Genomic DNA, 25,691 nt, shown 5'->3' with positions numbered 1-25,691 from the left:
CACCATCACAGGCGCCGAGGCGGTGACGATCCTCAGATACAACCGCGTACTAAAACCCATGAAATAAAAAGTCGATGGCGGCCACGATATCGTCGTGTTGCGGTTGGAGGCTGCAGGCTGGGTTTTGTAGTTCCCTGTCCGGGATCGCAGCGATGTATTGCGTCACCATCGCATGTGGCTTACCACCAATGTCAAAAACCGGGTTAAGCGTTTTAGCGGGCTTGGGCGCTGCATCCAGTGGCACCAAGGGTACAACCACCCGTGTATTTAGGGGTTGCAAGATGTCTGCCTGGACATCAAGAAAATATCCAGGCCCTGACGGATTGGGATAGACGTCGTGGCGGCCCATCAGAACATCCGGTACTTCGCCAGGGGCAGGCCATGTTTTTCGACAAATGCGTTGGAGCTTTTAATGGCTGCTTGGTTCTCGGCCAGCCAACGCTGGCTACGTGTGCGGGCGATGGCCTGGGCAACGCCAGCCTCGGCGGCTTGAGAAATATTGATTTGCAGGGCTTTAGCCTGGGAAAGGAGGTCTTCGGGCAGTGACACATTGGTGGCACGCTTGGTTGCCCCACGGGGACGGCTACTGGCCAACATAGCAATTCTCCTTTATCCAATAATACAAATATGCACATTTGATGCTACATATTATATGCGCATATATGACACCAGAGATTGCCGAGTCGGCCCGGCGCCACGACATTCATTGCAGCACCTTGTATCGCAAGCTTAAGGGTGGTTTTTTATCGCTACCTTTGACTCGTGGGCTTTCGTATAGGTTCCGAATAACGGGCTGAGGATGCGTGGTGGTTGATCACATCATCCATCTGTGCAGGCTCGCCCATCACCACATCCCAGCACCACACGCCAAAGCTCCCGCGTGTGTTGATGGCTTGAACCCATGCGTCCAGCGCCAGCCGCTTCTTGCGGTTTTGCTCAGAATCCTCACCCTTGATTTCCAGCACCAGCATTTTGCCGTTGGCAAGGCGCACCAGGTAGTCCGGCACATACTTGCGTTTGCTGCCGCGCCACAGATAATAGATCTGAAAGCCCAGGTGGTCATTCTTGGCGTAGGCCGAGACTTCTGTGCTGGCCTCCAGGCGCTTGGCAGCATAGTCTTCCCAGGTACTGTCCGCTACAGCGTGGCTGATCTGCGATTTCACGGTCTCAATGCATGGCTTGGTGGTGTACCAGGTGCGCATCAGCCGGGTAGAGCCGATCGGAAACTCCGGATCGAACACAGGTTCGAGCTGTTGGCTGTTGTGCTGTTCGATCAAAGCCACTACGTGCTGGACGATCGTATCCATGGAAAGTGCAATCAGGATGCGTTTACGTAGCGGCTCCTGGTGAAACAGCGATGGAATGTTCAGGTGATCTGAATTAAAAAACCGCTCTACCAGGCGCACCAATTGCTGAACCAGCAGTTCGCGTCCCCCGGAAAATCTGCCGCCCAGGCTTTCCATCGCTTTGCGGGCTGCCATAAATAACAGTCGCTGCTGGCGAAACCCCTCGGGGATTTTTTCCAGATCGATCGGCACAATCTTGGACATATCCGTTGCGCCGCCCAGGGCAGGGGCAAGGTCGGCGCTGACAGGAATGCGAGCAGGGTCGATGCTCAGCCGCAAGGCACTGTGGTTGTCCCAGTCGAGTGTGAGTGCTTGATGGATGACGGTGTCCACACGTAGCACGTTGGGCCAGCTGATCTCCAGACTTGCACGATCTGGAAGTGATTCGACCTGAATACTGGGTTTGGGTGGCGGCGGGGCCTCGCCGCTGTCGTCCACATCCTGGAAAATCGACAGAGGGACGCCAAAGACGTTGACAAACTCTGGCCGAAACAGATCGCGCACCTGGCCGTCCGGACATTGCGCCGGCTCGGTGTCATATGACACACGCCGTAATCCCCGACCAATCACTTGCTCGCATAATAACTGGCTGGTAAAGGCCCGCAGACCCATGATATGGGTGACGTTCTTGGCATCCCAGCCTTCAGACAGCATGGCTACGGAAATGACATTTTGTAGATCCTGACCCGCTGTGCCGCGTTTACCCACGTTATCGATAATGGCGCGTAGCAGTTCTTCTTTTTTCAGCGGGCGCAGGCGTGCTTTGGTGATCTCCGGGATGTCGGCAGCTTCAAGGATGTCGTGCAAAACTTCTTCGTAGGCTTTGTCCGCTGTGGCCGATTCCCCACTTTCTGCCTTGTTCAGCACCTTGGAGTCCACCCTTAGCGTGCGGGTGGGGGCCTGCAGATCGGGCCAGTGGGCATCGCCCTGGCGAAAATAGTGCTCAAGCCGGGCGGCTGTTTCCGTGCGGTTGCAGACAGTCAGTATGACGGGTGGAGAGACATGGCCAGCCGCTTGCCACGCGGCCCGGGTTTCACGCCAGTCTGCCCCCAGCAATGTGTAGGCCTGTTGCACCAGTTGGGGCAGGGCTTCATGAGGCTCAGCCCCGCGCCGGTTCAGATCTTCCTGAACCTCGGGTTCGCGGTACAGATGATATAGCTTGCTGCGATAGGTTTTGGCATTGGGCAAGGCGTTGTCGCGGATGACGACGCGTGGCGTTTTGACCAATCCCGATTCAATCGCATCGTTCAGGCCAAAATCGGAGACCACCCAATCAAACAGGGCGGTTTCGGTGCTGGTTTTTCCGGTGGGCGCAAAGGGGGTGGCAGATAGATCAAAGCAGTGGCTGATGCGCCGTGTTTTGTGGATGCGGTCAAGCCCTTCAATCCAGCGGGTGGCATCGTCCAGGTTGATGCCCAGCATCTCAGCATCTTTCTTGCTGACTTTGGTCTCGGGCCGGATGCGGTAGGCGTGATGGGCCTCGTCGTTGATGACCGCAATATCCTTGAAGCTCGCCAAGGCCCCCAGGATACGGCGCACGTAGGCCTCATCGCTTTCGGCGCCCTTTTTTATGATGGATCGGGTGACATCCTTAAGTGGCATCAGGCTGTGCCAGTTATCGATCAGCAAAACCGCCTGATTAAGCCTCTGGCGCAAGGCCTCGTTGGGGCAGATAGCAAATTGGTCGTAGTAGTTTTCTGGATGCCCAGGTTGCAGTACTTGCAGCCGTTCTTTAACCGTCAGGCCCGGTGCCACAATAAAGATGGCACGCGAAAAATCTTTATTGCGCTTGGGGTAGGCCAGGGAATTTAACACCTGCCAAGCGATGATCATGGCCATTACCGTTGTTTTGCCTGTGCCGGTTGCCATCTTGCTGCATAGGCGCTCCCAGGCACCGCCATCTCCGGGGATGGCGATTCCTTGTTGGTATTCTGTCGGCGCTTCGACGTGCCAGATTAGTGTTTCAATGGCTTCCAGCTGGCAAAAATAAAACGTGTATTGCCGCGCGCCGTTGTCGTGCCAGTGTTCCAGCAATTGGCGGGTAATGGCCGTCACACCGGGGTAATCTGCCTGACGCCATGCGGTTACGCGTTCGCGGATGCGGTTGACCAGATCCAGTTCTACCCCGCGAACCGTGTTGTTGCGGGTATCAAAGATTTCGTATCCTGCCGGCCGGCGGCCCGTGTTTAGCTTGAGCTTGTTGTCAGACTCACGGGCCCAGTGATGCGTGGGGGCCTCAAAGGGAGAGCTGATGATCAGGGAAGGCTGTGCCACGATTCTTCCCTTAACCCAACGGGATAACTTTCAGTGATTCGATGCCGCGGTCATCCACGATCTTGACCGCGATCTTGCGGTTGTCTCCGGCCTCGAAAGGCAGGCTGACCGTGCCGTGGAAGGCATTCAGCCGGGATTCGTCCAGTTCTGCCCGGATGTTTTTCTTCAGTTTCTCCCAGCCTTCGCCTCGCCCAGCCATGGGAAAGAACACTTGGTGTGGAAACAGGCTGCGCTCGTCGTAATCCGTATCCAGCGCCCACATCGCGATCTTTTTCTTGCCACCAGAGATCAATTCGCCTTTGACGGTATCAAAGTAGTCAAAGCCGTGAACCTCCACCACGTATTGATCGTTTTTGGTTTTGCGTACTTCCACTTCGGGCTGGCCCATCAGCCAGAAACTTTGGTTGTGGGCCCGTGCCTTGCGCAGGTCGTCAGTCAGCAGGTCGGTATTCATCTGTGCTTTTAGCGCCGTGATGCCGCGCAGGGCATCAATATCCTTGGCGGCCTCCGGATCGAAGGCAAAGGCGCAAAACACAATCATCTTGGGTAAAGGAAACAGATTGCCCGCCTGGGTGAGTGCATTGGTTACCTGGCGCTGTTCCAGTGCGCCGTATTCCGGGCCAAAGCTCACCACCACGCGCTCGCCTGAATCCAGATGGCCGGTGGCATGCAGGTGTTGCATACCCTCGTCTGTGGGTAGGGGTTCCAGATCGGCAAAGTTCAGCTTTTGGCCGCCTTTGCCGCGAATGCCGGCTTTGAGCAGCTCATCGCGCCATTGATGTTGACGGCCGGATTCGCCCGTGCGGGCGATGCTGGTGTCAGCTTCGGCCGGGCCGTCTGCTTCATCCAGCGATTTGACGCTGGGGAAGGGGACGGCCTCTACCGTAAAGGGGCCGGTGATGCGCAGTTTGTCTCGCGCAATGGCCGGTTGGTCGTAGAGCGTTTCCTGGTCGGCATGCGCGGCGATGCTGGCGTCCATTTGGGTTTGCATCGCCTGCCGGCATGAGTGAAAGGCTGCCAGGGCGTCCTGCACGTTGGCTGGCCAGTTTTTTGGGTAGTCGAAAGGCACTTCCCATTCAAGCAGGGTGTCGCCCTTTGAAAAATCCAGCGTCTGGCCTTTGCGGCCACCTTCGGTAACGGCAAAAGCAGGGGCCTTGGCGTGTTGCAGGGCCTGGTTCAGTTTTTCCAGCGCAGATTCGATAGCCGGGTGTTTTTGTTCGTAGATGGTATCGATTTCAGGGTTGTTGGCAATCGACTTCAAGGTGATGTGCGGCACTGTCTTGTAGATGAAGCCGCCTTTCAGGCCTTCCTGGGGGTATTTCAAGTCAAAGTAATCGTAGCTGGCCGTCATTAGCCGCTGTTTGGCCAGTGTCACTGCCACGCGTGAGGTATCGCAGGTGATCCAGCGGCGGCCCCATTTTTCGGCGACAAAGGCCGTCGTGCCCGAGCCGCAGGTGGGATCCAGCACCAGATCGCCGGGGTCGGTGGTCATCAGGAGGCAGCGTTCGATGACTTTGTCTGCAGTTTGAACAACATAGAGTCGATCAGTTGCTCCGGCTGTGTCCACCCAATTGTTGCCCAATGGGTAGGCAAGGAAGTCATTTAAATATCGCTTATAAGCGAGCCGCTCTCCCTGTGGATTGAGGCGCCCCGCCTTTGCAAGCCTACTCATGCCGTCGGCGGTGGAAGTCCAGCCTCTGGACATCGGAGGAAAGTAGTTTTGGCCGTCTACGTGCACTGGAAAATACATGGCTGAACCAGGGCCGGCGCTTCGGCCTTGTCGCTGTGAGGTTGTGTCACCAAGTCGAAATATCAGGCTGTCTCGTCCCAGTGATTTTGGGTGCTCTATCTCTGAGGAGTTGAGGCGTCTGCAACTGCCGTTTGATAGTTGAATAAATTGGTACATACTACCGCCAACACCTCCCATTTCTTTTAAAGAAAGTGGGGGATTGTATTTAGTGACCCTCTTTTCTAGTCCATACCAAAGAAGATAATCAACAGTACCGGATAAATAGGTTGATGTTTGACCGGATGTCTTTTGAACAGTTATTTGGGCAACAAAATTTTCGGGTTTGAATACCTCGTCCATTAGCTCTCGAACATGGTGCAGGTTCTCATCCGAAATCTGCACAAACACGCTACCTGTTTCATTCAACAATTCCCGCGCCAGTAACAGGCGGTCCCGCAGGTACGTCAGGTATGAGTGCACCCCCAGCTCCCAGGTATCCCGGAAGGCTTTGATCATTTCCGGCTCTTGGGTCAGGTCTTCGTCCTTGCGATCCTTCACATCCCGTTTACCCACAAAGGGCTGGAAGTTGCTGCCGTACTTGATGCCGTAGGGGGGATCGATATAGATCATCTGCACCCGGCCGGCCATGTTTTCCTTTTGCAGCAGGCTGTTCATCACCAGTAGGCTGTCGCCGGAGATCAATCGGTTGGCCCAGCCGCGCTCGTGGCGGTAGAAATCGATGGCATCGCGCAGCGGCAGGTTCTCAAATGGCGCATCAAACAGCCCAGGTTGTACGGCTTTGGTTGCCTGTTTTTTTTTGGCCGTGGTGCTCATTGCCTTGCGCACGGCCGTCAGGATCCTGGCGGGGTCGATACGCTCGTGCACGTGCAGGCTGACGATATCGATATCAAAGCTGGTGCGTTCGGCTTTACCTGCCCAGTTCAGGTAAGGGCTTTGCAGGCGTTTCAGTTCTTCCAAGGCTGCACGCATCTGGGCTGTGTCACCCGAGGCCAGCGCGTCATCGATCAGGGTTTCAATCTGGCCGCGTTGCGGGTCGAAGCCCAAGGCCGGATCCAGATGGGGGTCGTACGCCCATTTTGTTTTACCTGCTTCGGGATCCGTTGCCGGTGTCACCATGCCTACCTCCGGGTTATTCACGCGCTTGTCGGCGTGCCGGTAGGATAGGATCTGGGCGTCGTCGCCAGTAGCTCGGCTATTACCGGGTGTCGATTTTGTCTTGCGGCTGGCGGGCTTCGGTGGTTTGCTAGGCGTATCGGTTACCTGCTGTGTTTCCAGCGAAAAATCGTCCTGATCACCGGTTTTTGCATTGGCTGAAGCGTGTGGTTTGGCAGGCACGGCAGGCTGACTCCTGATAGGGCTTATGCCCTTGGATATTTACGGCATATTTTGTTACCCGTGAAGTCTAGCAGATGGGTATCCCTACGCGAGACTTGGGCCGGCACATTGGAAGTGCCAGCCCAAGCCTTACCAGAGGGTGCCCGCTAGATAATCGCCATCAATCGGCCTCCTGGCGCCGCACCCCCGCCCAGGCCTTGAATGCCGCGATGGTGAGCGGGATGGAGCCGAAGATGATGAACACCAGGTCGCCCGGCAGGCGCAGCCACTCGATGATCAGGGCGGTTGGCTCGTGGATGAACGCCATGCTGCGTGCGTGCCAGTAGCCGTGTTGTGTTACATCCCACACCTGGCGCAGGCCGCTGGGAAACAGGCTGAAGGCCACCATCATCATGAGGCCAATATTGGCACCCCAGAAGGTGTATTTGACCCAGCGCTCGATGCCCGGCCAATCGCGGTCAGAGGCAGTCTGGCGCAGAACAAACACCATCAGCGCAATGGCCAGCATGCCAAATACGCCCATCAGTGATGCGTGACCATGGTTGGGGGTCAGTTGCGTGCCGGTCTCGAAATAGCTGACGATGGGCAGGTTGACGAGGAAGCCGAACACACCGGCACCGAGGAAGTTCCAGAAACCGACGGCAATCAGGAAGAACAGCGTCCACTTGTGATCGTGTGCGATCTTGGCACGAGGGGTATTTTGATCGCCACCGCGCGCGGTTTTGATAAAGCCCCAGGCATCCAGGGTGAGCAGCGTAAGTGGCACGACTTCGAGCACCGAGACCAGCGCGGATGCCGCCATGTTGAAGCTTGAGTGGCCGTTAAAGTACCAGTGGTGGCCGGTGCCCACCAGCCCGCCCAGGAAAAACAGGATGGCATCCAGGTAGATGACGCGCAGCGCGGTGTTAACCCGTGCCAGCCCAAGCTGGTAGAACACGATGGCTACTACGGTGGTGGCGAAGAACTCGAAGAAGCCCTCGACCCACAGGTGGATGATCCAGAAGCGCCAGGTGTCCACCACCGTGAAGTTGGTGTGCGCACCGTAGAACAGCGCCGGCAAATAGAACAAGGGGATTGACAGCGCTGCCAGCAGGAACATGCGCACAACGGGTCTGGCCTCGGCCGAGGCGTTGTCGCGCGGCCGCGCAAGCCACCACAGTACGGCAAACCACACCACCAGGCCGATCACCAGAACGTACTGCCACAGGCGGCCGAGCTCCAGGTATTCCCAGCCCTGGTTGCCAAGCCAGAACCACCAGCTGCCAAACCATTGCAGCATGCCGGCCCATTCGCCCACCAGGCTGCCGACGATAACGATAAGAAAGGCGGCAAACAGCAGATTGGCCCAGCGTGTGAGGGCTTCGGGTACCTGCTTGCGCAGCGTGCTACCCAGGAACAGGGCGGCGGCCACGTACGAGGTGGCAATCCACATGACGGCACTTTGCAGGTGCCAGGTGCGCATCAGGTTGCTTGGAAAGATGCGTTCTAGCGGAATGCCGTAGAAGCCGCCTGGTTCGATGCGATAGTGCGCAGTAGCGCCACCCACCAGCGTCTGAAACAGCCAGACGGCAGCGACGATGACAAAGAACTTGACCAGCGCGCGTTGCCCTTTGGTGGACACGCCCGGTGTGACGCGCGGTTCGATTTTGCCGGCGCTGATCCAGCCCAGGTATTCAAAACGGCCAGAGGCCAGCAGGGCTGCGCCCAGACCGATCAGGAATACCACGAGACTGAGCGCACTCCAGAAGGTTGCATCGCCCGCCGGTACATTACCCACCGACGGATCGTATGGGAAGTTCATGGTGTAGGAATAGCTCTCACCTGGCCGGTTGGCCACTGAAGCCCATGCCGCCCAAGTGACAAATGCGGTGAACTGACGCAACTGTTGCGGGTCAGTGATCCAGTTGGGCGAGAGCCCGCCGTTGTTTTCGGGATCCTTGAAGTAAGTGGTCCAGTAGCCAAGCTGCGCCTTCCATGCGGCCACTTCTGGTGGTGTGAGGGTGAGCACCTGTGTAGCGGCGTCGTAGCGGTTGGTCTTCAGCAATTGTGCTACCTGGCCTTGCACGCCCGCCCGTTGGGTGGCATCAAGGGCAGCCATGGGCTTGCCGTACTGCTGCTGCGCCAATGCTTCGGCGGTTTGCAGGCTCATTTGGTGCAGTGCCTCGGCGGAGTAATCAATACCCAGATAACCGCCATGGCCCCAGATGGAACCGTTATCCATCAGCCCGTAGCGCAGAAACACGCCTTGCCCGTTTTCAATATCCGCGCGGGTGAAAAGTGCGGTGCCGTCGCTGGATACGACTGATTGCGGGATCGGAGGTGCGTGCTTGTAGCCCAGCACGGTCATGGCAACCAGTACCGCCGCCCCAATGACAAAAACAATGATGAACCACCGTACCCACCACGGTGAAAGGGGCTTTGTATCGTCCCCTAAAGACTCTGCCATTGCTGTGCTCACGCGAGCTCCTTGTAGATTGACGTCCATCCTGCGCGTTGCGTTCGGTACGTCTACAGAAGCGTCAAATAAGCCCTATACGCTTGGGGGCGGCGCAAGCTGTAACCCTTGCTACAACGAGATGAGCGGTTTCAAGCCTATTCCTGATCGTCCATCATGTTTGTCCAATGGATCGTGGCCCGTCTGAACATGCAGAATAGTGCTTCCTGGTCGCTTGGTGTCAATTATCAAGGTTCGCAAGATGGTTTAAGGCAGAGGGTGGGACGCTGAGTGATCAGTGATGCGTCCCGCCTGTCTTGATCGGGGTCAGGCTGCTATCAAAGCCTGAATGTCGGACTGAGCCTGTGCCAGGCCGCGTTCGCGGTGCTCTGGGCCCATGTTCATACCTTCGGCACGTACCGTGCGGATATCAGTGACACCCATGAAACCGAATATCGATTTCAGATAGCTTTCCTGGTGTTCCATGGCAGGATTGGCGGAATAAATGCCGCCGCGGCTCAGTGCCAGAATCACGGTTTTGTCGCCCAGCAGGCCTACCGGGCCGGTTTCGGTGTATTTGAAGGTGCGCCCTGCCTGGGCGATGCGATCCAGCCAGGCCTTGAGTTGGGCGGGAATGGTGAAGTTGTACATGGGTGCGCCGATGACGACGATATCCGCAGCGATCAGCTGGCTGACCAGTGCTTCGGAGACCTCGTTTTCGAGGCGCTGGGCCTCGGTGACTATATCAGCCGAATCGGGCATGCGGAAGCCAAGTGCATCCAGCGACAGTGGGTTGGGCGCCTGGGCCGCCAGGTCCAGGTAATCAACCTGCAGGCCGGAATGCCAGGCCTGTTGTTGCGCGACGATGTCGCGAGACAGGCGACGGGAGACGGATTCCGGGCCAGTGATACTGGAATCGATGTGCAGCAATTTCATTGGAAGGCCTTATTTGGATGAGAAATATGGGTTGAATATGTGATTAGTGCTATTTTCCATTAAGCTTCAATGATTGATAATCCATTCAACAAGGCAAACAGTATTCTATTTTTGAGGTGGATCCATCATGCATGACTTGAACGACATGCGCTATTTTGCTGAAGTCGTGGAACGCGGCAGCTTCTCAGGTGCAGCCCGTGCGCTGGATCTGCCAACCTCACGCCTGTCCAGGCGGATCGGGCGGCTTGAAGCCGAACTGAGCGTGCGGCTGTTGAACCGCACGACGCGCAAGCTGTCCCTGACGCTGGCGGGTGAGCAGTTCATCCGCCATTGCATTGCTGTGCGAGACACCGCCGACCAGGCCTATGCGGAGATTTCCCGAATCGTGGCCGAACCGCGTGGCGGTTTGCGGGTGTCTTGCCCTGTGACGCTTGCACAGACAGTGATCGGGCCGCTGATCCCGGCGTACCTAAAGCGCTGCCCGTACGTCAAACTGAACCTGGAGGTCACTAATCGCGTGGTTGATCTGGTCAGTGAGCGTGTGGATATCGCTTTGCGTGTCCGGCTTAGTCTGGATGACAGCGGTAGCGCCATCATCAAGCGGCTGGGTCGGGGTAGCACCTGGCTGATTGCCAGCCCCGAACTGCTTCAGCGTGTGGGCCGCCCCGAGCAGCCTGCTGATCTGAAACGCTTTGATGCAGTGGGGATGTCAGCGCAGGCCGGCAGGATTCATTTTTCTTTGGATGGTCCACAGGGGGCGCATCAACAGATTGATTGCGCTGCGGCCTATATCGTGGACGACTTGGTGACGCTACGTTATGCCATCGAAGAAGGTATTGGTGTCGGTTTTATGCCCGATTACATGTGCCGTGAGGGTATTGCCCAGGGCCGTCTGGAGCAGGTCCTGCCCGAGTGGTCGCTTCGCTCTGGCATCGTGCATGCCGCCTATATGTCACGTCGTGGTATGTCGCCGGCGGTGCGTTCGTTTTTGGACTATATGGGCGAAGTGCTGGCGGACGATCAGGGCGATGCGCCCGCCGGGTTGGTATAGAGGTGACCGCAGCTTCGTTAAAGCGGGCTTAAAACGCCGCCCGCAAGCAGCGCTATGACAGCAACGCCCAGTACGATGCGATAAACCACAAAGGGCATGAAGCTGTGAGTGGAGATGAATCGCAAAAAGGCCACGATCACACCATACCCAACAAAAAACGCCACCAACGTGGCCCAGGCGGTAGGCCCGGCTCCGATGGGCCCGACTTGCCCCCAACTGCGAAACAGCTGATAGAAACCGGCTGCAAAGACGGCTGGCAGAGCCAGTAAAAATGAATATCGTGCGGCTGCTTCTCGGGTGTAGCCCAATAGCAAGCCAGCGGTGATGGTGCCGCCTGAGCGGGACACTCCGGGGATCAGCGCCATGGCCTGCGCCAAGCCAAACAGCAGGCCGTGGCCCCAGCTGAGTTGATCTAGTGGACGCTGCTTGCGGCCGATGTAATCGGCCACGCCCAGAATCACCGCAAACAGGGCAAGCACTGTACCTGTGATGTACAGATTGCGCAGGCTGCCTTCGATTGCATCCTTGAACAATAAACCCAGTACGGCGATGGGCAGCGTGCCGATGATGATCAGCCAGCCCATGCGGGCATCCGGGTTGCCGCGCGGCCCGGTGGGGGTGAGTGACGCCAGCCAGGCCTTCAGGATGCGTAGGATGTCATGGCGAAAATACAGTAGCACGGCCGTTTCGGTGCCAATCTGTGTGATGGCGGTAAAAGCAGCGCCTGGGTCACCCCCCGAAGGGAGTAACGGCCCCAGGATGCGCAGGTGGGCACTGGAGGAAATTGGCAAAAACTCGGTGAGACCCTGAACCAAGCCGAGAATGGTGGCTTCCAGCCAGACGCTTGCACTACCCATGATGACGCACGATCCCAGGTCAATAAAGCAAACAGTGTACTGTGGTTCTGTGACGCTTGGCCGCGTGTGTTTGATGAGGTGTAAGCCGCCGGGCGAGGGTACAAATTTTGATTGCCACATTTGCATCCAGACAGTAACGTACCGCGAACAATCTAAAGGTTGGGGAGATGGACATGTGTAAATTGTGTACAGGCCGTCGTTCTATAGATGGGGCACCAGAATCGCGATCTCGCCGTACCGCCCTTGGCGCAATTGCTGCATTTTCGTTGCTGGGCATGTCCACGGGATATGCGCATGCGTACGCAAAATCCCCTCCAAAGCCGGGAAACGTGCTTTCTCCCGATCAGGCCATCAAGCGTTTGTTCGAAGGGAACCAGCGATACACCTCGGGCAAGACCAAAAAACGGGACTTCGCCGCGACGCGCCAAGCATTGACGGGCGGACAGAATCCTTATGCCAGTATCCTCAGCTGTGCGGATTCACGGGTGGGCCCCGAGTTATGCTTCGACGAAGGACGGGGTGATCTGTTTGTGTCGCGCGTAGCGGGCAACTATGTAAGCACCGATATTTTGGCCAGCCTGGAATACGGCGTTGCGGTGTTGAACATACCGGTCATCATGGTGCTTGGGCACACCAGTTGCGGCGCGGTGGGGGCGGCAGTGAGCGCCTATGAGAAGCAGGCCGAATTTCCCGGCCATATCCAGAACATTGTCACCGAGCTGATGCCCTCAGTACGCGCCGCCGCGAGCCAGGCGCCCAAAGGCGGCACCTTGCTGCATGCGGCAACCATCGAAAATGTCCGGCAAAACGTGCAACGCCTGCAGGAAGCTACGCCCATTCTTGCCCGAGCAGTGCAGGACGGGAAACTCAGGGTTGTGGGTGGGGTGTATCACCTGGATACGGGGCGGGTCGAGGCCATTACCTGATCACGCTGCCCACGACAGACGAAAAAAACCGCCTGAAAAATCAAGCGGTTTAAGGTGTTCTGGTGGAGACGAGGAGGATCGAACTCCCGACCTTCGCATTGCGAACGCGACGCTCTCCCAGCTGAGCTACGTCCCCGAAAGACGGCAATTCTAGCATAAATGTGGCTTATTACTACGTCTGGCAGGCCTAAGTTGATGTGGGCGCCAGCTATTTGTGGCCGGTATACTGGCCGGCAATCACTGTCTCAGACCCCCTGGAGATGGATGTCATGACCGATGATCTGGAACGAGGGCACACGCGGGTTCGGGGCTTTGTAAACCCCGAAATGGATTATCAGTTGATGCGTCAGCTGGGCTCGGCTCGTTATGGGGGTGCGTCGGTGGGCGAGTGCCTGGCTTTGGCCCAGCAGATTGGTAACGCCAACCCGGCTGCCTGGGTAGATGCCTTCGAGGCATCTGGCCGACGCCACCAGGCCGATGCAGAGGGCCGTGCGGCGCGTGGGCATGCCATCAGTGCGCGAGACCAATACCTTGAGGCCTGCAACAGTTACCGGGCGGCAGAGTACTACGCATCGATTCAAGACGCCCGGCACCGGGCACTGGGTGTATCCAGCAGGCGTTGTTTTATGGCGTTTTTACAAATGGCAGGGATTCACGGGACAGAACTCTGGTTTCATTACCAGGGGCTGGCGCTGCCTGCATATCACATCCGTCAGCCAAGCGGTGTCGGTTCAGCCAAGATACTGGCCATCGTCAGTGGCTTCGATGGCACCCTTGAAGAGTCCTGGATCATGTACGGCGCTGCCGCATTTGAGCGTGGTTACGATTTGCTGCTGTTTACCGGGCCAGGACAGATGGATGCTTGGCGTTTTCATGAGAACAGCCACTTTGCGCCAGACTTTGAGCAGGTGGGCAGACAAGTGGCCGACTATGTGATGTCTGTGCCCGAGGTTTATACAGGCCGGCTGGCCTTGATGGGGATCAGTTTCGGGGGGTACTTTGCAACCCGTATTGCGGCACACGAGCCTCGTTTCAGTGCACTGATTGCCAATTCTCCCATTACCGATCTGCATGCCTATATGGTGTCTTTTGCGGGTGTGGATCCTGCTGAGCTCAGCACGACAGATGATTTTCGCTTGGCAGATTTGCCGCATATCCCAGATAGTGTGATGGATGCGCAAACCCGCGGGATGGCGGGTAATTTGATGTGCCGCTTCGGGCAAGAGGGGTTTGCAGACACCTATCGTTATTTACGCCAGTTTCGGGTGGATAGCCAGGCCTTGAGTCAGATTGCCTGCCCAAGTCTTGCGCTTGCCGGCGAAGGTGAGGGGGCGGAGCCCCTGCGTCAGCTAAGTGTATTTATGCAGGGTACAGGCGGGCCGTCTACCTCGCATATCTTTACAGCGGCCGAAGGCGCCGATGGGCACTGCCAGAATGCCAACCCGGCCATTTCGGCTGCGGTGGCGCTTGATTGGCTGGACGAGCGATTCTCCTGAAGAGGTTTCGGGCAGCCACTGCCCAGGTTCAGCATCAGGCAGGCCGTATAATGGTCGTTTGTCTCTTTTTTACTGATTTGTCCGGATCCCCATGAGCACAACCATTCTCGAAAATCTGCCGGTCGGGCAGAAGGTCGGCATCGCCTTTTCGGGCGGGCTGGATACCAGCGCTGCCTTGCTGTGGATGAAGAACAAGGGCGCAATCCCGTTTGCCTACACGGCAAACCTGGGCCAGCCCGACGAGCCGGATTACGATGAGATCCCCCGTAAGGCGTTGCGCTATGGCGCCAAAGGGGCACGGTTGGTGGATTGCCGCGCGCAACTGGTGTCTGAAGGCATTGCCGCCTTGCAGTGCAGCGCGTTTCATATCTCGACGGGTGGTGTCACTTACTTTAATACCACGCCGATCGGCCGTGCGGTTACTGGCACCATGCTGGTGTCGGCCATGCGTGAAGACGACGTGCATATCTGGGGCGACGGCAGCACGTTCAAGGGCAACGATATCGAACGCTTTTATCGTTATGGTTTGCTCACTAACCCCGAGCTCAAGATTTATAAGCCGTGGCTTGATCAGCAATTTATCGACGAGCTTGGCGGGCGCGCCGAGATGTCGCAGTATCTGCAGGAAAACGGCTTTGATTACAAGATGTCGGCTGAGAAAGCATATTCCACCGATTCAAACATGCTGGGCGCAACCCACGAGGCCAAGGATCTTGAACACCTGGATTCGGGCATGCGTATCGTGCAGCCCATCATGGGGCTTGCCTTCTGGAAACCCGAAGTCGAGGTAAAGGCCGAAGAAGTCACTGTGCGCTTCGATGAAGGGCATCCGGTGGCGCTCAACGGCGTCGAGTACACCGATGCGGTCGAGCTCATGCTGGAGGCCAACCGGATCGGCGGGCGTCATGGTCTGGGGATGAGCGATCAGATCGAAAACCGCATTATTGAAGCCAAGAGCCGCGGCATCTACGAAGCCCCGGGCATGGCCTTGCTGCACATTGCCTACGAGCGTCTGGTAAGCGGCATCCACAACGAAGACACCATCGAGCAATACCGCATCAATGGCTTGCGTCTGGGGCGTTTGCTGTATCAGGGCCGTTGGTTTGATCCCCAGGCCATCATGCTGCGCGAAACCGCCCAGCGCTGGGTAGCCAGAGCCATTACCGGTGAAGTCACCCTTGAGCTGCGCCGTGGCAACGACTACACGATCCTCAATACGCAGTCGGCCAATCTTACCTATCACCCGGATCGCCTGACGATGGAGAAAGGTGAGTCCATGTTCTCGCCTCTGGATCGTATTGGGCAGCTGACCATGCGCAACCTGGATATCGTGGATACCCGCGCAAAACTGTTTACATATACCCAGGTGGGTTTGCTGGCCAAAACCAGCCAGTCGGATATTCCGCAGATCCGCCAGGATACAGGCAAAGAGCACTAAACCAGGCTGGCCGATGGGCTGGTGAACCAAACAAATAAAGGCCGGCATTGCTGGCCTTTATTTATGGGCGTCTGGCGGCGCAAGCAGAGGGGTAGGGGCGGGCGCCTGTGCGCAGGCGGTAGGGTGTGCCGTGGGCTCAGGTTTCGGGCAGGCCGGCGATGGGTTCCGCCGTATCTGTGGTTTGCAGATGGTTGCTTTCGGCAAAATCACAGGCAAACTTCCAGGCCAGCGGCTCTAGCTGACGCAGCCGGTGGTCGATGACGACACAGGGGGTACCTTCTAGCTGGCGCGGCATGGCGTAGGGCGAGTACGACAGCGGATTGCGGATTGAGCCGGCCGGGCGAAACTGAGACAGGACGCCGGCCAGGCGTTCGGCCCAATCGCTGGGACGGAAGCGTTGGCCATCCAAGGTTTTGCCGTGGATGATCAAGTGCTGGACAGGGTTGTTCATGTGGATTCCAAAGACGGGGCACGCCTGGCTCCCAGGTGCGCAACATCCCCTACGCCGCGCATTGTATCCGATCAGCGTTTTGCGCGTCGTGCTGCCGCACGGTAATATGATCCCTTTGCACAGGGTTTCCCATGTCAGCAGCACTACCGGCCGGGCCTTTGCGGCATTTTTTGCAGTTGCGTGATTTTTCTGAAGACGAGATTCATTACGTCATCGAGCGCGCGCGTCTCATTAAAGATAAATTCAAGCGCTATCAGCCTCACCACACGCTGCACGACCGCAACCTGGCGATGGTGTTCGAGAAAGCCAGCACACGCACCCGGGTGTCCTTCGAGGCCGGGATGTATCAATTGGGTGGCTCGGTTATCTATCTCACCACCGAGGGCTCCCAACTGGGGCGTTCTGAACCCATCGAGGATACCGCGCGGGTGATTTCCCGCATGGTCGATCTGGTGATGATCCGCACCTTCGAGCAAACGCGTATCGAGCGCTTTGCTGCGCACTCGCGGGTGCCGGTAATCAATGGCCTGACCAACGAATACCATCCTTGCCAGATCCTCGCTGACATCCTTACCTTTGTCGAGCACCGCGGATCCATTCGTGGCAAAACAGTGGCCTGGATTGGTGACGCCAATAATATGTCCTACACCTGGTTGCAGGCCGCCGAGCTTCTGGGCTTTACCCTGCATGTGTCAGGGCCGGCCGGCTACCGACTTGATCCACTGCGGGTAGGTCAGCAGCCAGAGAGCATCCTCAAAGAGTTTGACGACCCCACCGAGGCCTGCCGGGGCGCAGATTTGGTCACTACCGATGTCTGGACCAGCATGGGCTACGAAACCGAAAACGAAGCCCGGCGCCTGGCGTTTGCCGACTGGTGTGTGGATGCACCGATGATGGCTGCCGCCAAGCCGGATGCCATCTTTATGCATTGCCTGCCGGCGCATCGGGGCGAGGAAGTCTCGGGCGAGGTCATCGACGGCCCCCAAAGCGTGGTGTGGGACGAGGCTGAAAACCGTCTGCATGTACAAAAAGCGCTGATGGAGTTTTTGCTGTTGGGCCGTCAGTAGGGCGGCCATACAAAGCGACCACAAGATCTCCTCTTACATCAGGGGGTCATGTGCAGATTATAAAAAGATATGGTGGCGCTTTTTGTGGCCACAAAAAAGGCGCCTGGGGCGCCTTTTTTACAGTACAAGCTGCGTTTCTGGATTAGGCCAGGGCCTTGATGGCAGCTGACAAACGGCTTTTATGCCGGGCAGCCTTGTTTTTGTGAATAATTTGCTTGTCGGCAACGCGGTCGATGACGCTGCTGGTTTTGCGAAAGGCTTCGTTGGCAGCGGTTTGGTCGCCGGCTTCGATGGCTTGGCGAACACGCTTGATGGCGGTGCGCAGCATCGAACGCATGCTAGCGTTGTGTTTGTTATGGGCAACGGCCTGGCGGGCGCGTTTACGGGCTTGTGCAGAATTTGCCATAGGGTGTTATCTGGTTTGCAAAAATGGAAACGGGTGCTTGTACAGTAAAGCAAAGACAGTAAGTTTATCCTACGCCCGCCTGCGTGTAAAGTCTCTTGGCCGAAAACCGAATAAAAACAAGGTGCTGAAGTAGGCGCCAATCGCCAGGGCCAAAACGCCGCCAAGCCAGGCAACGCGTGAGGCCGGATGGGCGCCCAGGGCGATCCAATCGATCTGCTGGTTGGCCCATACCAGCACCCCGGCCAGGACGGCCAGCGCCGGCAGTATTCGCGCTGTAAACGGTGTCCAGCCGGGCAGGGGGGTGTACAGCCCGCGGCGGCGCAATAGCACCACCAGCGTCAGTGCGTTGGCACTAGCCCCCAGGCCGATGGATAAGGCCAAGCCAGCGTGTGCCAGCCAAGGCACCAGGATGAGATTCATCAATTGGGTAAATATCAGTACGGCGATGGCGATGCGAACCGGCGTGCGGATATCCTGCTTGGCGTAAAAGCCGGGCGCCAGGATCTTGATGGCCAGAAGGCCCAGCAGGCCTGCGGCGTAGGCGGTAACGGCCAAGCGGGTTTGGGCCACATCCGTGGCTGAGAAAGCCCCATAGTTAAACAGCGTGGCCACCAGGCCATCAGATAGCAGTGCCATGCCCAGGGCGGCGGGCAGCCCCAGCAGCAGTACCAGGCGTAGGCCCCAATCCAGCAGAGCGTTGTAGGCGTGTTGGTTGTTGTCGGCATGGGCGGCGGACAAACTGGGCAGAAGTACCGTACCCAGGGCAACGCCCAGCAAGGCGGTGGGAAACTCCATCAGGCGGTCGGCAAAGGACAGCCAGGTGACACTGCCGGGGGCCAGCCAGGTGGCGATATTGGTATTGATCAGCAAGGACAGCTGGGCCACTGATACCCCAAGGGTGGCGGGCAGCATCTGGCGCATGATGCGTCGTACAGTGGGGTCTTGCCAGGCCGCCCTGATGCCATCACCGTAACGGGGCAGTAGACCAAGGCGCCCCAACGCCACCCATTGCACTGCCAACTGCAGGAACCCCCCCACCAACACGCCCACCGCCAGGGCGTGGATGGGTTGGGCCATCTGGTGACTGAGCAGGACACTGGCGCCAATCATCGAGAGGTTGAGCAGGACGGGTGTAAACGCGGGGATGGCAAAGCGGCTGAAAGTATTGAGCACGCCTGAGGCAAACGCCACCAACGACATGCAGATGATGTAGGGAAACATCAGCCGCGTCATCCAGATGGCCTCATGAAACTCGGTGGCCCGGCTGGCGGTGCGCATGCCGCTGGCCATGGCGGTAACCACCCAGCTGGCACCGAGGATCCCTGCGATGGTGACGCCGCACAATGTGACAAACAACAAGAGTGCAACGCGATCAAGCAGGCGGCGCAATGTGTCGTGGTCGCCTCGTTGGCGTATCTCGCCCAGAATCGGCACAAAAGCCTGTGAGAACGCGCCTTCGGCAAATAAGCGGCGCAACAGATTGGGGATGCGAAACGCGACCCAAAATGCGTCTGTCAGGGGGCCCGCCCCAAACATGGTGGCGATGAGGACATCGCGCAGCATGCCGGTGATGCGTGAAAACAAAGTAAGGCCGCTAATGGTAGCGGCCGAGCGCAGCAAGCCCATGGCTTGCTTACTTGGGTGCCATGCGGATAGCCCCATCCAGCCGGATGGTTTCGCCGTTGAGCATGTCGTTATCGAGGATGCTGAGCACCAGTTTGGCGTAGTCTTCGGGCCTGCCCAAACGGGACGGGAAGGGCACGCTGGCCGCCAGGGAGTCTTGTACTTCTTGGGGCATGCCAAACAGCATGGGCGTGCCAAAAATGCCAGGCGCGATGGTCATGCACCGGATCCCCACGCGGGAGAGATCTCGAGCGATGGCCAGTGTCATGCCAACAATGCCGGCTTTGGATGCTGCGTAGGCACTTTGTCCGATCTGGCCGTCGTAGGCAGCGACCGAGGCGGTATTGATGATGATCCCCCGCTCGCCGGTGGCCTGCGGTGTGTTGGCGCCCATGGCTGAAGCGGCCAGGCGCGCCATATTGAACGAACCCACCAGATTGATGTCGATGACCCGGCGAAACAGGGCCAGATCGTGTGGGCCGTTTTTGCTGACGATACGGGCCGCAGGAGCAATACCCGCGCAATTGATGAGGCCGCGCAATGTGCCTTGTGACGTGGCCTGGTCAATCACGGCCTGGCCGTCGGCCTCGAGGGTGACGTCGCAATGTACGTAGGTTTGGTGAAGTTCGGCAGCCAGTGCCTGGCCGGCTTCGTCCTGGACATCGGCCAACACAACCTGCGCGCCTTGAGCCACCAGTGCCCGTGCGGTGCCAGCCCCCAGGCCGGAGGCCCCGCCCGTAACGATGAAGACCTGATCACGAATATCCATCGACTTGGCCTCAGGCAGCGGTATGTGCGCGCAAGATGTCCAGAATCCGCTGGCGGATTTCGTCCACCGAGCCGACGCCGGAAATCTTGGCATATTGGGGTGCCATGGAATCGCCTGTGCTGGCCCATTGCGAGTAGTAATCCACCAAGGGCCGGGTTTGCTCGCGATAAACCGCCAGCCGGTGACGGACGGTTTCTTCGCGGTCGTCATCCCGTTGGATCAGGGGTTCTTGGGTTTCGTCGTCCAGCCCCTCTTGTTGGGGCGGGTTGAACTTGACGTGATAGGTGCGGCCGCTGGCCACGTGCACCCGTCGACCGCTCATGCGCTCGATGATGTTTTCTTCGGGGACGCTGATTTCGATGACGTAATCCAGGTGAATTTTGGCATCTTTCAGTGCATCTGCCTGCGGAATCGTGCGCGGGAAGCCATCAAACAGATAGCCATCGCGGCAATCCGGCTGCGCCAGGCGATCATGCACCAGCCCGATGATGATGTCATCGGACACCAAGCCGCCTTGATCCATGATTTTTTTGGCTTCCAGACCTAAGGGGGTCTGCGCCTTGACGGCCGCTCGCAGCATGTCGCCTGTTGAGATTTGTGGAATCCCAAAAGCTTCAGTGATGAACGCGGCCTGGGTGCCTTTGCCCGCCCCGGGGGGGCCCAGCAGAATCAAGCGCATAATTTCCTCCGTAAGTATCTTTTAAATTTTTCCGATTATGCCGCAACGCATCATTTGTTGCAGGATGGGTCCTTCAGTGCTGGCTGTCTTCTTGGACAAACCAGGCTCGCACGCGGGCGAGGTCTTCTTCGGTATCTACGCCGCGCGCGGGTAGCGCCTGGGTAGGATGCACAAAAATGGGGTAGCCCTGTTCAAGTGCCCGCAGTTGCTCGAGAGACTCGATGCGCTCGAGCTGGCCCGGGGGCAGTTGTGGAAACTCTTGCAGAAAGCTTGCACGATAGGCATACAGGCCGATGTGGTGCCAGGCGGGCAGGCCAGGGGCTACCCGCTGCTTGCCGTCGGCCAGTGCATCGCGCGCCCAGGGGATAGGGGCACGCGAGAAATACAGGGCCCGAAAGCGGCTATCGCACACTACTTTTACTGCATTGGGATCAAACAGGGTGGCGGCGTCCTGGATAGGGGCGGCGCAGGTGGCGATGGCGGCCTCGGGGCTTTGCTGCAGCAAGGCAGCCACCGCATCGATGAGCGCGGGATCGATCAGGGGCTCATCGCCCTGTACGTTAACCACCACGGCATCATCTGCCAGCCCCAGCTGCTGCACGACTTCGGACAGGCGGTCGGTGCCTGTGGCGTGGTCGGTACGCGTCATGAGGGATTCGATCCCGTGTGCCTGGGCTGCGCGCTGGATATCGAGGTGATCGGTGGCAATCAGCACGCGGCTGGCGCTGGATTTGGCAGCCTGCTGCGCAGTGCGTACCACCATGGGCAAGCCGGCAATATCCAGCAAGGGCTTGCCCAATAGGCGAGTAGAACCTGCCCGTGCCGGGACGACAACCAGGAAGCTCATGGTTGTGCCGGAGTGGGGTTCAGAGGCCGGGCCTCTTCGGGCAACATCACAGGCACCCCATCGCGGATGGGGAAGGCCAGGCGATCAGCCTGACAGATAAGCTCTTGTTGCTCGCGGTCGTGGCGCAAGGTGCCTTTGCAGACCGGGCAAACAAGAATCTGCAGCAAACGATTTTCCATGGGGCGAACGTCGGGTGGGGATGACAAAAGAGAACAGTTTAATGCCTGTTGGCAACGTTGTGCGGCAAACTGTGCGCTTGCTCGCGCAGCCTCGCTTCTAGCGCATCCAGCCACAGCGGGTTGGAAAATACCGCTTTGGGATGAACCACCCAAAGGCGGGGGTCGTGGGGTGGCGTGTATTTGACGGCATCCTTGGCAGTAATCAGTATCGGCCCGGCGGGCAGGCCTTGCAGGGCCTGAGCCGAGGGCGCCTGGTGATCAGGGCTGGCCAGTGTTTGGGCAAGTGCCAGGCCCGCATGGTGCAGCATGTCAAAAAAACGCTGGGGCCGGCCAATGCCCGCTGCGGCACTGCACAGTTGCTGTCCGTGAGCCGCACACCACGAGGTCCAGGCTTGCCGCTGGCCACTGGCCAGATGCTCGATGGTGTCTGGCTGCAAGTACACTGAAATTTGCCCGGGTGCCTGAGTGTGCCGGCTGTCGTCGGCCGTCCCTTGTGTAATCAGCCAGTCGGCGTGCTGCAGGCGTGCTGCGGGCTCGCGCAGAGGGCCGGCGGGGAGCAGGCGCCCGTTGCCTGTGCCGCGGGTATCTTGCACGATGATCTCAATTTGCCGCGCCAGCCAGTGATGCTGCAAGCCGTCGTCGGCCACCAATACGTCGATCTCGGGGTGGGCCTTGAGCAGCGCCTGTGCGGCCAGCACGCGCCGGGGATGCACGGCCACCGGAGCTTTGGTGGTGGCGTGCAGCAAAGCGGGTTCGTCGCCCAAGTAGCTGCTGTCTGTGCGGTGGTCGCTCAGGTGGGCCTGGGTGGTGACCTGTACACCATAACCTCTGCTGATGATGCCCGGGTGCCATCCATGGCTGCGTAAAAATTGGCAGATGGCTTCGGTGACCGGTGTTTTGCCTGTGCCACCGACCAGAATATTGCCGACGACGATCACCGGCACGGGTGCTTGCCAGGCCTGTTGTTTTTGTTTGGCTTGGCGGCGGCCGGCGATTACGCCATATAGGCACGACATGGGCAACAGCAGGGTGCTGATCAGGCCGCGGGTACGCCAGATAGTTTGCAGGCTGTCTTCAAGTCGGCGGCGCAGCCCGGCTTTCATCGCTGGCCTTCGGTTAGGAAAGAGACACGCGGGATATGGGCGAGGCGGGCGGCTTCAAGCGCCCGAACGACGGCTGCATGGGTGGCTTGCCCATCGGCGTTGATGCGCAGGACTGCCTGGGGGCGCGCGTGTGCGGCCTGCTGCAACGCGCTGGCCAGAGTGGCGTCATCCGGCGTATCCAGCCGCTGCCCATCCAGAGCATACTGGCCGTCACGGCTGATGACCAGTTCCATCGTTGCCAGGGCTTCAGGCACCTGCGCCTGCGCCTGGGGTAGCACCACAGGTAACTCGCGCACGGTGGTAAACGAGGTTGAAGCTGCGAGAAAAATCAGAATGACCAGCAGTACGTCGATCAGGGGAATCAGATTGATGTCCGGATCGTCGTTGGTGGTGCGGTGGTGATGGAAATTCATGAGGTGCGACGGTGGATGAGGCGGTCAAGTGTGCCTGCCTCGCGTTCCATGGTGTGCAGAAAGTACTCGACCCGGGAACGGAAATAGCGATGAAATGCCAGTGCAGGGATCGCGATCAGGATGCCAAAACCGGTGTTGTACAGCGCAATGGAGATCCCGTGTGCCAGCAAGGCAGGGTTGCCACCGGTGGGGTCGTAGGCACCAAAAATCTCGATCATGCCAACCACGGTGCCAAACAGCCCCAATAGCGGTGCAATAACCGACAGCGTTGCCAGGCCTGCCAGGTAACGGTTCAGCTGCCAGGAGACGTCGCGTCCCACGGCTTCGATGGCGGCTTGACGCCAGACGTCTTCTTGTTGCCGATGGGCCGCTACTTCGGCGAGGATCCGGCCCATGGGGCTGTTGCGGGCCAGGCGCAAGACTGCATCGGGTTCATCCTGCTGTCTGCGCATGAGTTCGAGGACTTGTTCGGGTAAGCCGGACGGCATTACCTGGCTGGCGCGCAGGGCGAAAAATCGTTCTATGATGATGGCCAGCGTAATGACCGAAGTGGCCACCAGTAGCCAGATGGGCCAACCGGCGGAATGGATAATGTCCAGCAAGAGTCGTCCTTTGTTGGATACCGCTGCGCGGCAATTCTTTATTCTATCCTTGGTGGCGCGTGCGTGTGCGTGGTTGGTGTCAGACACGGGTGCCAAGCCGCAGAAATGCTGTTAAAAAAAAGCCAGATGCCCAGACCATAAGGCTTTCTAGCGGGTATCCACAGATTCTGTGGATAATTCTGTGCATAAGATTGCGCAAGCGCATGATTCAAGCCAGCCAGAGGTCGATTGGCTAATTTTTGCACACTGGTCATAAAGACTATCGATCTATATAAATCAAATACTTAAGGTAATTTCTTCATAGTTCATCTCATGAGAGTTCTGGTCAGGCCCAAAAACAGGCCTGTTTGACAAGAAATAGATTTCTGTGGATAGGTTTTCATGCATTTTGCAGGCACAGTGCCCAATAATATGGGCCTTCCAGACGACGAGACTGTACTCAGCGTTGCCCAGCTTAACCATCAGGTGGCCAGGCTGCTTGAGGCGGGCATTCCCCGCCTTTGGGTGGCTGGAGAAATCTCCAATTTCACGCGGGCGGCTTCGGGTCATTGGTATTTTTCCATCAAGGATGAATCCGCTGCCGTAAGAGCCGTCATGTTTCGTGGGCGGGCTCAGGCCGTCGGGTTTGTCCCCGAAGTGGGCGGACGCTACGAGTTTCGCGTGCAGGTGTCTCTATACGAGCCTCGTGGCGATTACCAGGTGCAGGTGGAGTCTATGCGTCAGGCGGGCCGTGGCGGGCTGCACGAGGCATTTTTGCGCCTTAAAGAACAGCTCACCCAAGAAGGCCTGATTGATCCTGCTCGCCGCCGCAACTGGCCACGCCTGCCGCGTACGGTCGGGGTTGTCACCTCGCTGGCTGCGGCAGCCCTGCAGGATGTTCTATCAGTGATGGCCCGGCGTGCGCCACATGTCCGCGTAATTGTCTACCCTTCGCCTGTGCAGGGGCGGGATGCGGCGAAGCAATTGTGTCAGGCGCTGGATCAGGCTCACGAGCGTGCCGAAGTGGACGTGCTGCTGGTGGTGCGTGGGGGCGGCAGTCTTGAAGATCTTTGGTGCTTTAACGATGAAGCGCTTGCGCGACGCATTGCGGCCAGCCCGATGCCGGTCATCAGTGGCGTGGGCCACGAGACAGATTTCACCATTGCAGATTTTGTGGCGGATCTTCGTGCGCCCACGCCAACTGCCGCGGCTGAGCTCTGCTGCGAAAGCCGTGATGCGCTGACGTCGCAGTGGCAAGTGGCCATCCGCGAAACATCGCGGGCGCAGCGCCGGCGGCTGGATTATTGTGCCTTGCGTCTGGATCGTGCTGCCGCGCAGTTGGTGTCGCCGGCACAAAGGCTGCGCATGGATCGCCAGCGGCTTGACGCTGCCTGCACCGCGCTGCGGCCACCAGTGCAGCAGCGCCTGGAGCAGGGTGTGCAGCGTCTGCGCTGGGCAGTGCAGCAGTCGCAGCACGCCGTCGACCGGCTGCTGCAGCGACAAAGCCGCCGGCTGGCCCTGGCGCAAGGGACGCTGGATGCTCTCAATCCCCGTGCGGTGCTCACGCGAGGCTATGCCATCGTCCACGGAGAGGACGGGAAGATCATCAAAAATGCGTTAGACTTAAAAGTTCAAGAACGCATCGACATCGAGTTTGGCCAAGGGCATGCCCAGGCCACTGTTACCCGAACAGATGCGCTGCTGTAGGCTTACGACCCCCTTTTGGTTCG

23 protein-coding genes and 1 tRNA gene are annotated in these 25,691 nt (G+C 58.3%); 6 read left to right on the top strand and 18 right to left on the bottom strand.

What is annotated here, in order from left to right; all coding sequences use genetic code 11:
- Nucleotides 1-49: 49 nt before the first annotated feature.
- The 6 genes from WA928_RS05240 to WA928_RS05215 form a co-directional block, all read right to left on the bottom strand.
- The gene (locus WA928_RS05240; RefSeq protein WP_424300475.1) at nt 50-349 is read right to left on the bottom strand and encodes a CcdB family protein; all 300 of its coding nucleotides are present in this window, start codon (nt 347-349) and stop codon (nt 50-52) included.
- Nucleotides 349-597, bottom strand: coding sequence for a type II toxin-antitoxin system CcdA family antitoxin (locus tag WA928_RS05235; protein WP_424300472.1), 249 nt, complete (start codon nt 595-597; stop codon nt 349-351). The genes WA928_RS05240 and WA928_RS05235 overlap by 1 nt, the downstream gene beginning before the upstream one ends.
- A gap of 152 nt (nt 598-749) precedes the next feature.
- Nucleotides 750-3,620 (bottom strand): BPTD_3080 family restriction endonuclease, encoded by a 2,871-nt coding sequence (locus tag WA928_RS05230; protein WP_424300469.1) that lies wholly within the window; start codon nt 3,618-3,620, stop codon nt 750-752.
- Between the two features lie 10 nt (nt 3,621-3,630).
- Nucleotides 3,631-6,705, bottom strand: coding sequence for a site-specific DNA-methyltransferase (locus WA928_RS05225; RefSeq protein WP_424300466.1), 3,075 nt, complete (start codon nt 6,703-6,705; stop codon nt 3,631-3,633).
- Between the two features lie 160 nt (nt 6,706-6,865).
- Entirely contained in the window at nt 6,866-9,163 is a 2,298-nt protein-coding gene (locus WA928_RS05220) for a nitric-oxide reductase large subunit (protein WP_424300463.1), read from the bottom strand.
- Between the two features lie 303 nt (nt 9,164-9,466).
- Nucleotides 9,467-10,075 (bottom strand): FMN-dependent NADH-azoreductase, encoded by a 609-nt coding sequence (locus WA928_RS05215; protein ID WP_424300460.1) that lies wholly within the window; start codon nt 10,073-10,075, stop codon nt 9,467-9,469.
- Nucleotides 10,076-10,202: 127 nt separating this feature from the next.
- Here WA928_RS05215 and WA928_RS05210 point away from each other — a divergent pair, with 127 nt between their 5' ends.
- The gene (locus WA928_RS05210) at nt 10,203-11,126 is read left to right on the top strand and encodes a LysR family transcriptional regulator (RefSeq protein ID WP_424300457.1); all 924 of its coding nucleotides are present in this window, start codon (nt 10,203-10,205) and stop codon (nt 11,124-11,126) included.
- Nucleotides 11,127-11,143: 17 nt separating this feature from the next.
- Here the strand turns inward: WA928_RS05210 and WA928_RS05205 are convergent, their stop codons facing one another.
- Complete coding sequence (locus WA928_RS05205) at nt 11,144-11,983, bottom strand: undecaprenyl-diphosphate phosphatase (RefSeq protein WP_424300454.1); 840 nt, start codon at nt 11,981-11,983, stop codon at nt 11,144-11,146.
- Between the two features lie 329 nt (nt 11,984-12,312).
- Here WA928_RS05205 and WA928_RS05200 point away from each other — a divergent pair, with 329 nt between their 5' ends.
- Complete coding sequence (locus WA928_RS05200; protein ID WP_424300451.1) at nt 12,313-12,909, top strand: carbonic anhydrase; 597 nt, start codon at nt 12,313-12,315, stop codon at nt 12,907-12,909.
- A 60-nt stretch (nt 12,910-12,969) separates the two neighbouring features.
- On the opposite strand, the gene WA928_RS05195 is transcribed toward WA928_RS05200, so the two are convergent.
- Nucleotides 12,970-13,045: transfer RNA gene (locus tag WA928_RS05195), tRNA-Ala, on the bottom strand.
- A gap of 133 nt (nt 13,046-13,178) precedes the next feature.
- Here WA928_RS05195 and WA928_RS05190 point away from each other — a divergent pair.
- Both WA928_RS05190 and argG read left to right on the top strand, forming a co-directional pair.
- The gene (locus WA928_RS05190; protein WP_424300448.1) at nt 13,179-14,405 is read left to right on the top strand and encodes an alpha/beta hydrolase; all 1,227 of its coding nucleotides are present in this window, start codon (nt 13,179-13,181) and stop codon (nt 14,403-14,405) included.
- A 91-nt stretch (nt 14,406-14,496) separates the two neighbouring features.
- Entirely contained in the window at nt 14,497-15,843 is a 1,347-nt protein-coding gene (argG, locus tag WA928_RS05185) for an argininosuccinate synthase (RefSeq protein ID WP_424300445.1), read from the top strand.
- 136 nt (nt 15,844-15,979) lie between these two features.
- Here argG and WA928_RS05180 read toward each other — a convergent pair whose 3' ends face one another.
- On the bottom strand, nt 15,980-16,294 hold the full coding sequence (locus tag WA928_RS05180; RefSeq protein WP_424300442.1) for a DUF3579 domain-containing protein: 315 nt from the start codon (nt 16,292-16,294) through the stop codon (nt 15,980-15,982).
- A 131-nt stretch (nt 16,295-16,425) separates the two neighbouring features.
- On the opposite strand from WA928_RS05180, the gene argF reads away from it, so the two are divergent.
- Nucleotides 16,426-17,361 carry an ornithine carbamoyltransferase gene (gene argF / locus WA928_RS05175; RefSeq protein WP_424300439.1) on the top strand — a complete coding sequence of 312 codons (936 nt, stop codon included), beginning with the start codon at nt 16,426-16,428 and terminating at the stop codon, nt 17,359-17,361.
- A 142-nt stretch (nt 17,362-17,503) separates the two neighbouring features.
- Here argF and rpsT read toward each other — a convergent pair whose 3' ends face one another.
- From rpsT to WA928_RS05130, 9 genes are all read right to left on the bottom strand, one after another.
- Entirely contained in the window at nt 17,504-17,767 is a 264-nt protein-coding gene (rpsT, locus tag WA928_RS05170; RefSeq protein WP_417251034.1) for a 30S ribosomal protein S20, read from the bottom strand.
- Between the two features lie 69 nt (nt 17,768-17,836).
- The gene (gene murJ / locus WA928_RS05165; protein WP_424301148.1) at nt 17,837-19,393 is read right to left on the bottom strand and encodes a murein biosynthesis integral membrane protein MurJ; all 1,557 of its coding nucleotides are present in this window, start codon (nt 19,391-19,393) and stop codon (nt 17,837-17,839) included.
- A 7-nt stretch (nt 19,394-19,400) separates the two neighbouring features.
- Complete coding sequence (locus tag WA928_RS05160) at nt 19,401-20,159, bottom strand: 3-hydroxyacyl-CoA dehydrogenase (protein WP_424300436.1); 759 nt, start codon at nt 20,157-20,159, stop codon at nt 19,401-19,403.
- Between the two features lie 10 nt (nt 20,160-20,169).
- Entirely contained in the window at nt 20,170-20,838 is a 669-nt protein-coding gene (gene adk, locus WA928_RS05155) for an adenylate kinase (RefSeq protein WP_424300433.1), read from the bottom strand.
- A gap of 73 nt (nt 20,839-20,911) precedes the next feature.
- Nucleotides 20,912-21,685 (bottom strand): 3-deoxy-manno-octulosonate cytidylyltransferase, encoded by a 774-nt coding sequence (gene kdsB / locus WA928_RS05150; protein WP_424300430.1) that lies wholly within the window; start codon nt 21,683-21,685, stop codon nt 20,912-20,914.
- Complete coding sequence (locus tag WA928_RS05145) at nt 21,682-21,864, bottom strand: Trm112 family protein (RefSeq protein WP_424300427.1); 183 nt, start codon at nt 21,862-21,864, stop codon at nt 21,682-21,684. Before WA928_RS05145 ends, kdsB begins: the two co-directional genes overlap by 4 nt.
- 38 nt (nt 21,865-21,902) lie before the next feature.
- Complete coding sequence (lpxK, locus tag WA928_RS05140) at nt 21,903-22,967, bottom strand: tetraacyldisaccharide 4'-kinase (protein WP_424300424.1); 1,065 nt, start codon at nt 22,965-22,967, stop codon at nt 21,903-21,905.
- Entirely contained in the window at nt 22,964-23,380 is a 417-nt protein-coding gene (locus WA928_RS05135; RefSeq protein ID WP_424300421.1) for an ExbD/TolR family protein, read from the bottom strand. The genes lpxK and WA928_RS05135 overlap by 4 nt, the downstream gene beginning before the upstream one ends.
- The gene (locus WA928_RS05130; protein ID WP_424301145.1) at nt 23,377-23,982 is read right to left on the bottom strand and encodes a MotA/TolQ/ExbB proton channel family protein; all 606 of its coding nucleotides are present in this window, start codon (nt 23,980-23,982) and stop codon (nt 23,377-23,379) included. The genes WA928_RS05135 and WA928_RS05130 overlap by 4 nt, the downstream gene beginning before the upstream one ends.
- Before the next feature lie 381 nt (nt 23,983-24,363).
- Here WA928_RS05130 and xseA point away from each other — a divergent pair, with 381 nt between their 5' ends.
- Nucleotides 24,364-25,668: an exodeoxyribonuclease VII large subunit gene (gene xseA / locus WA928_RS05125; RefSeq protein WP_424300418.1), complete on the top strand. Its 1,305-nt coding sequence runs from the start codon at nt 24,364-24,366 to the stop codon at nt 25,666-25,668.
- The last annotated feature ends 23 nt before the right edge of the window (nt 25,669-25,691 follow it).

Origin of the sequence: Castellaniella sp. (assembly GCF_049651205.1) — a bacterium.
In the GTDB taxonomy this organism is placed as follows: Bacteria; Pseudomonadota; Gammaproteobacteria; order Burkholderiales; family Burkholderiaceae_B; genus Castellaniella.
The sequence above is the reverse complement of the archived record's forward strand: the minus strand, read 5'-3'. Positions and strand labels throughout refer to the sequence as shown.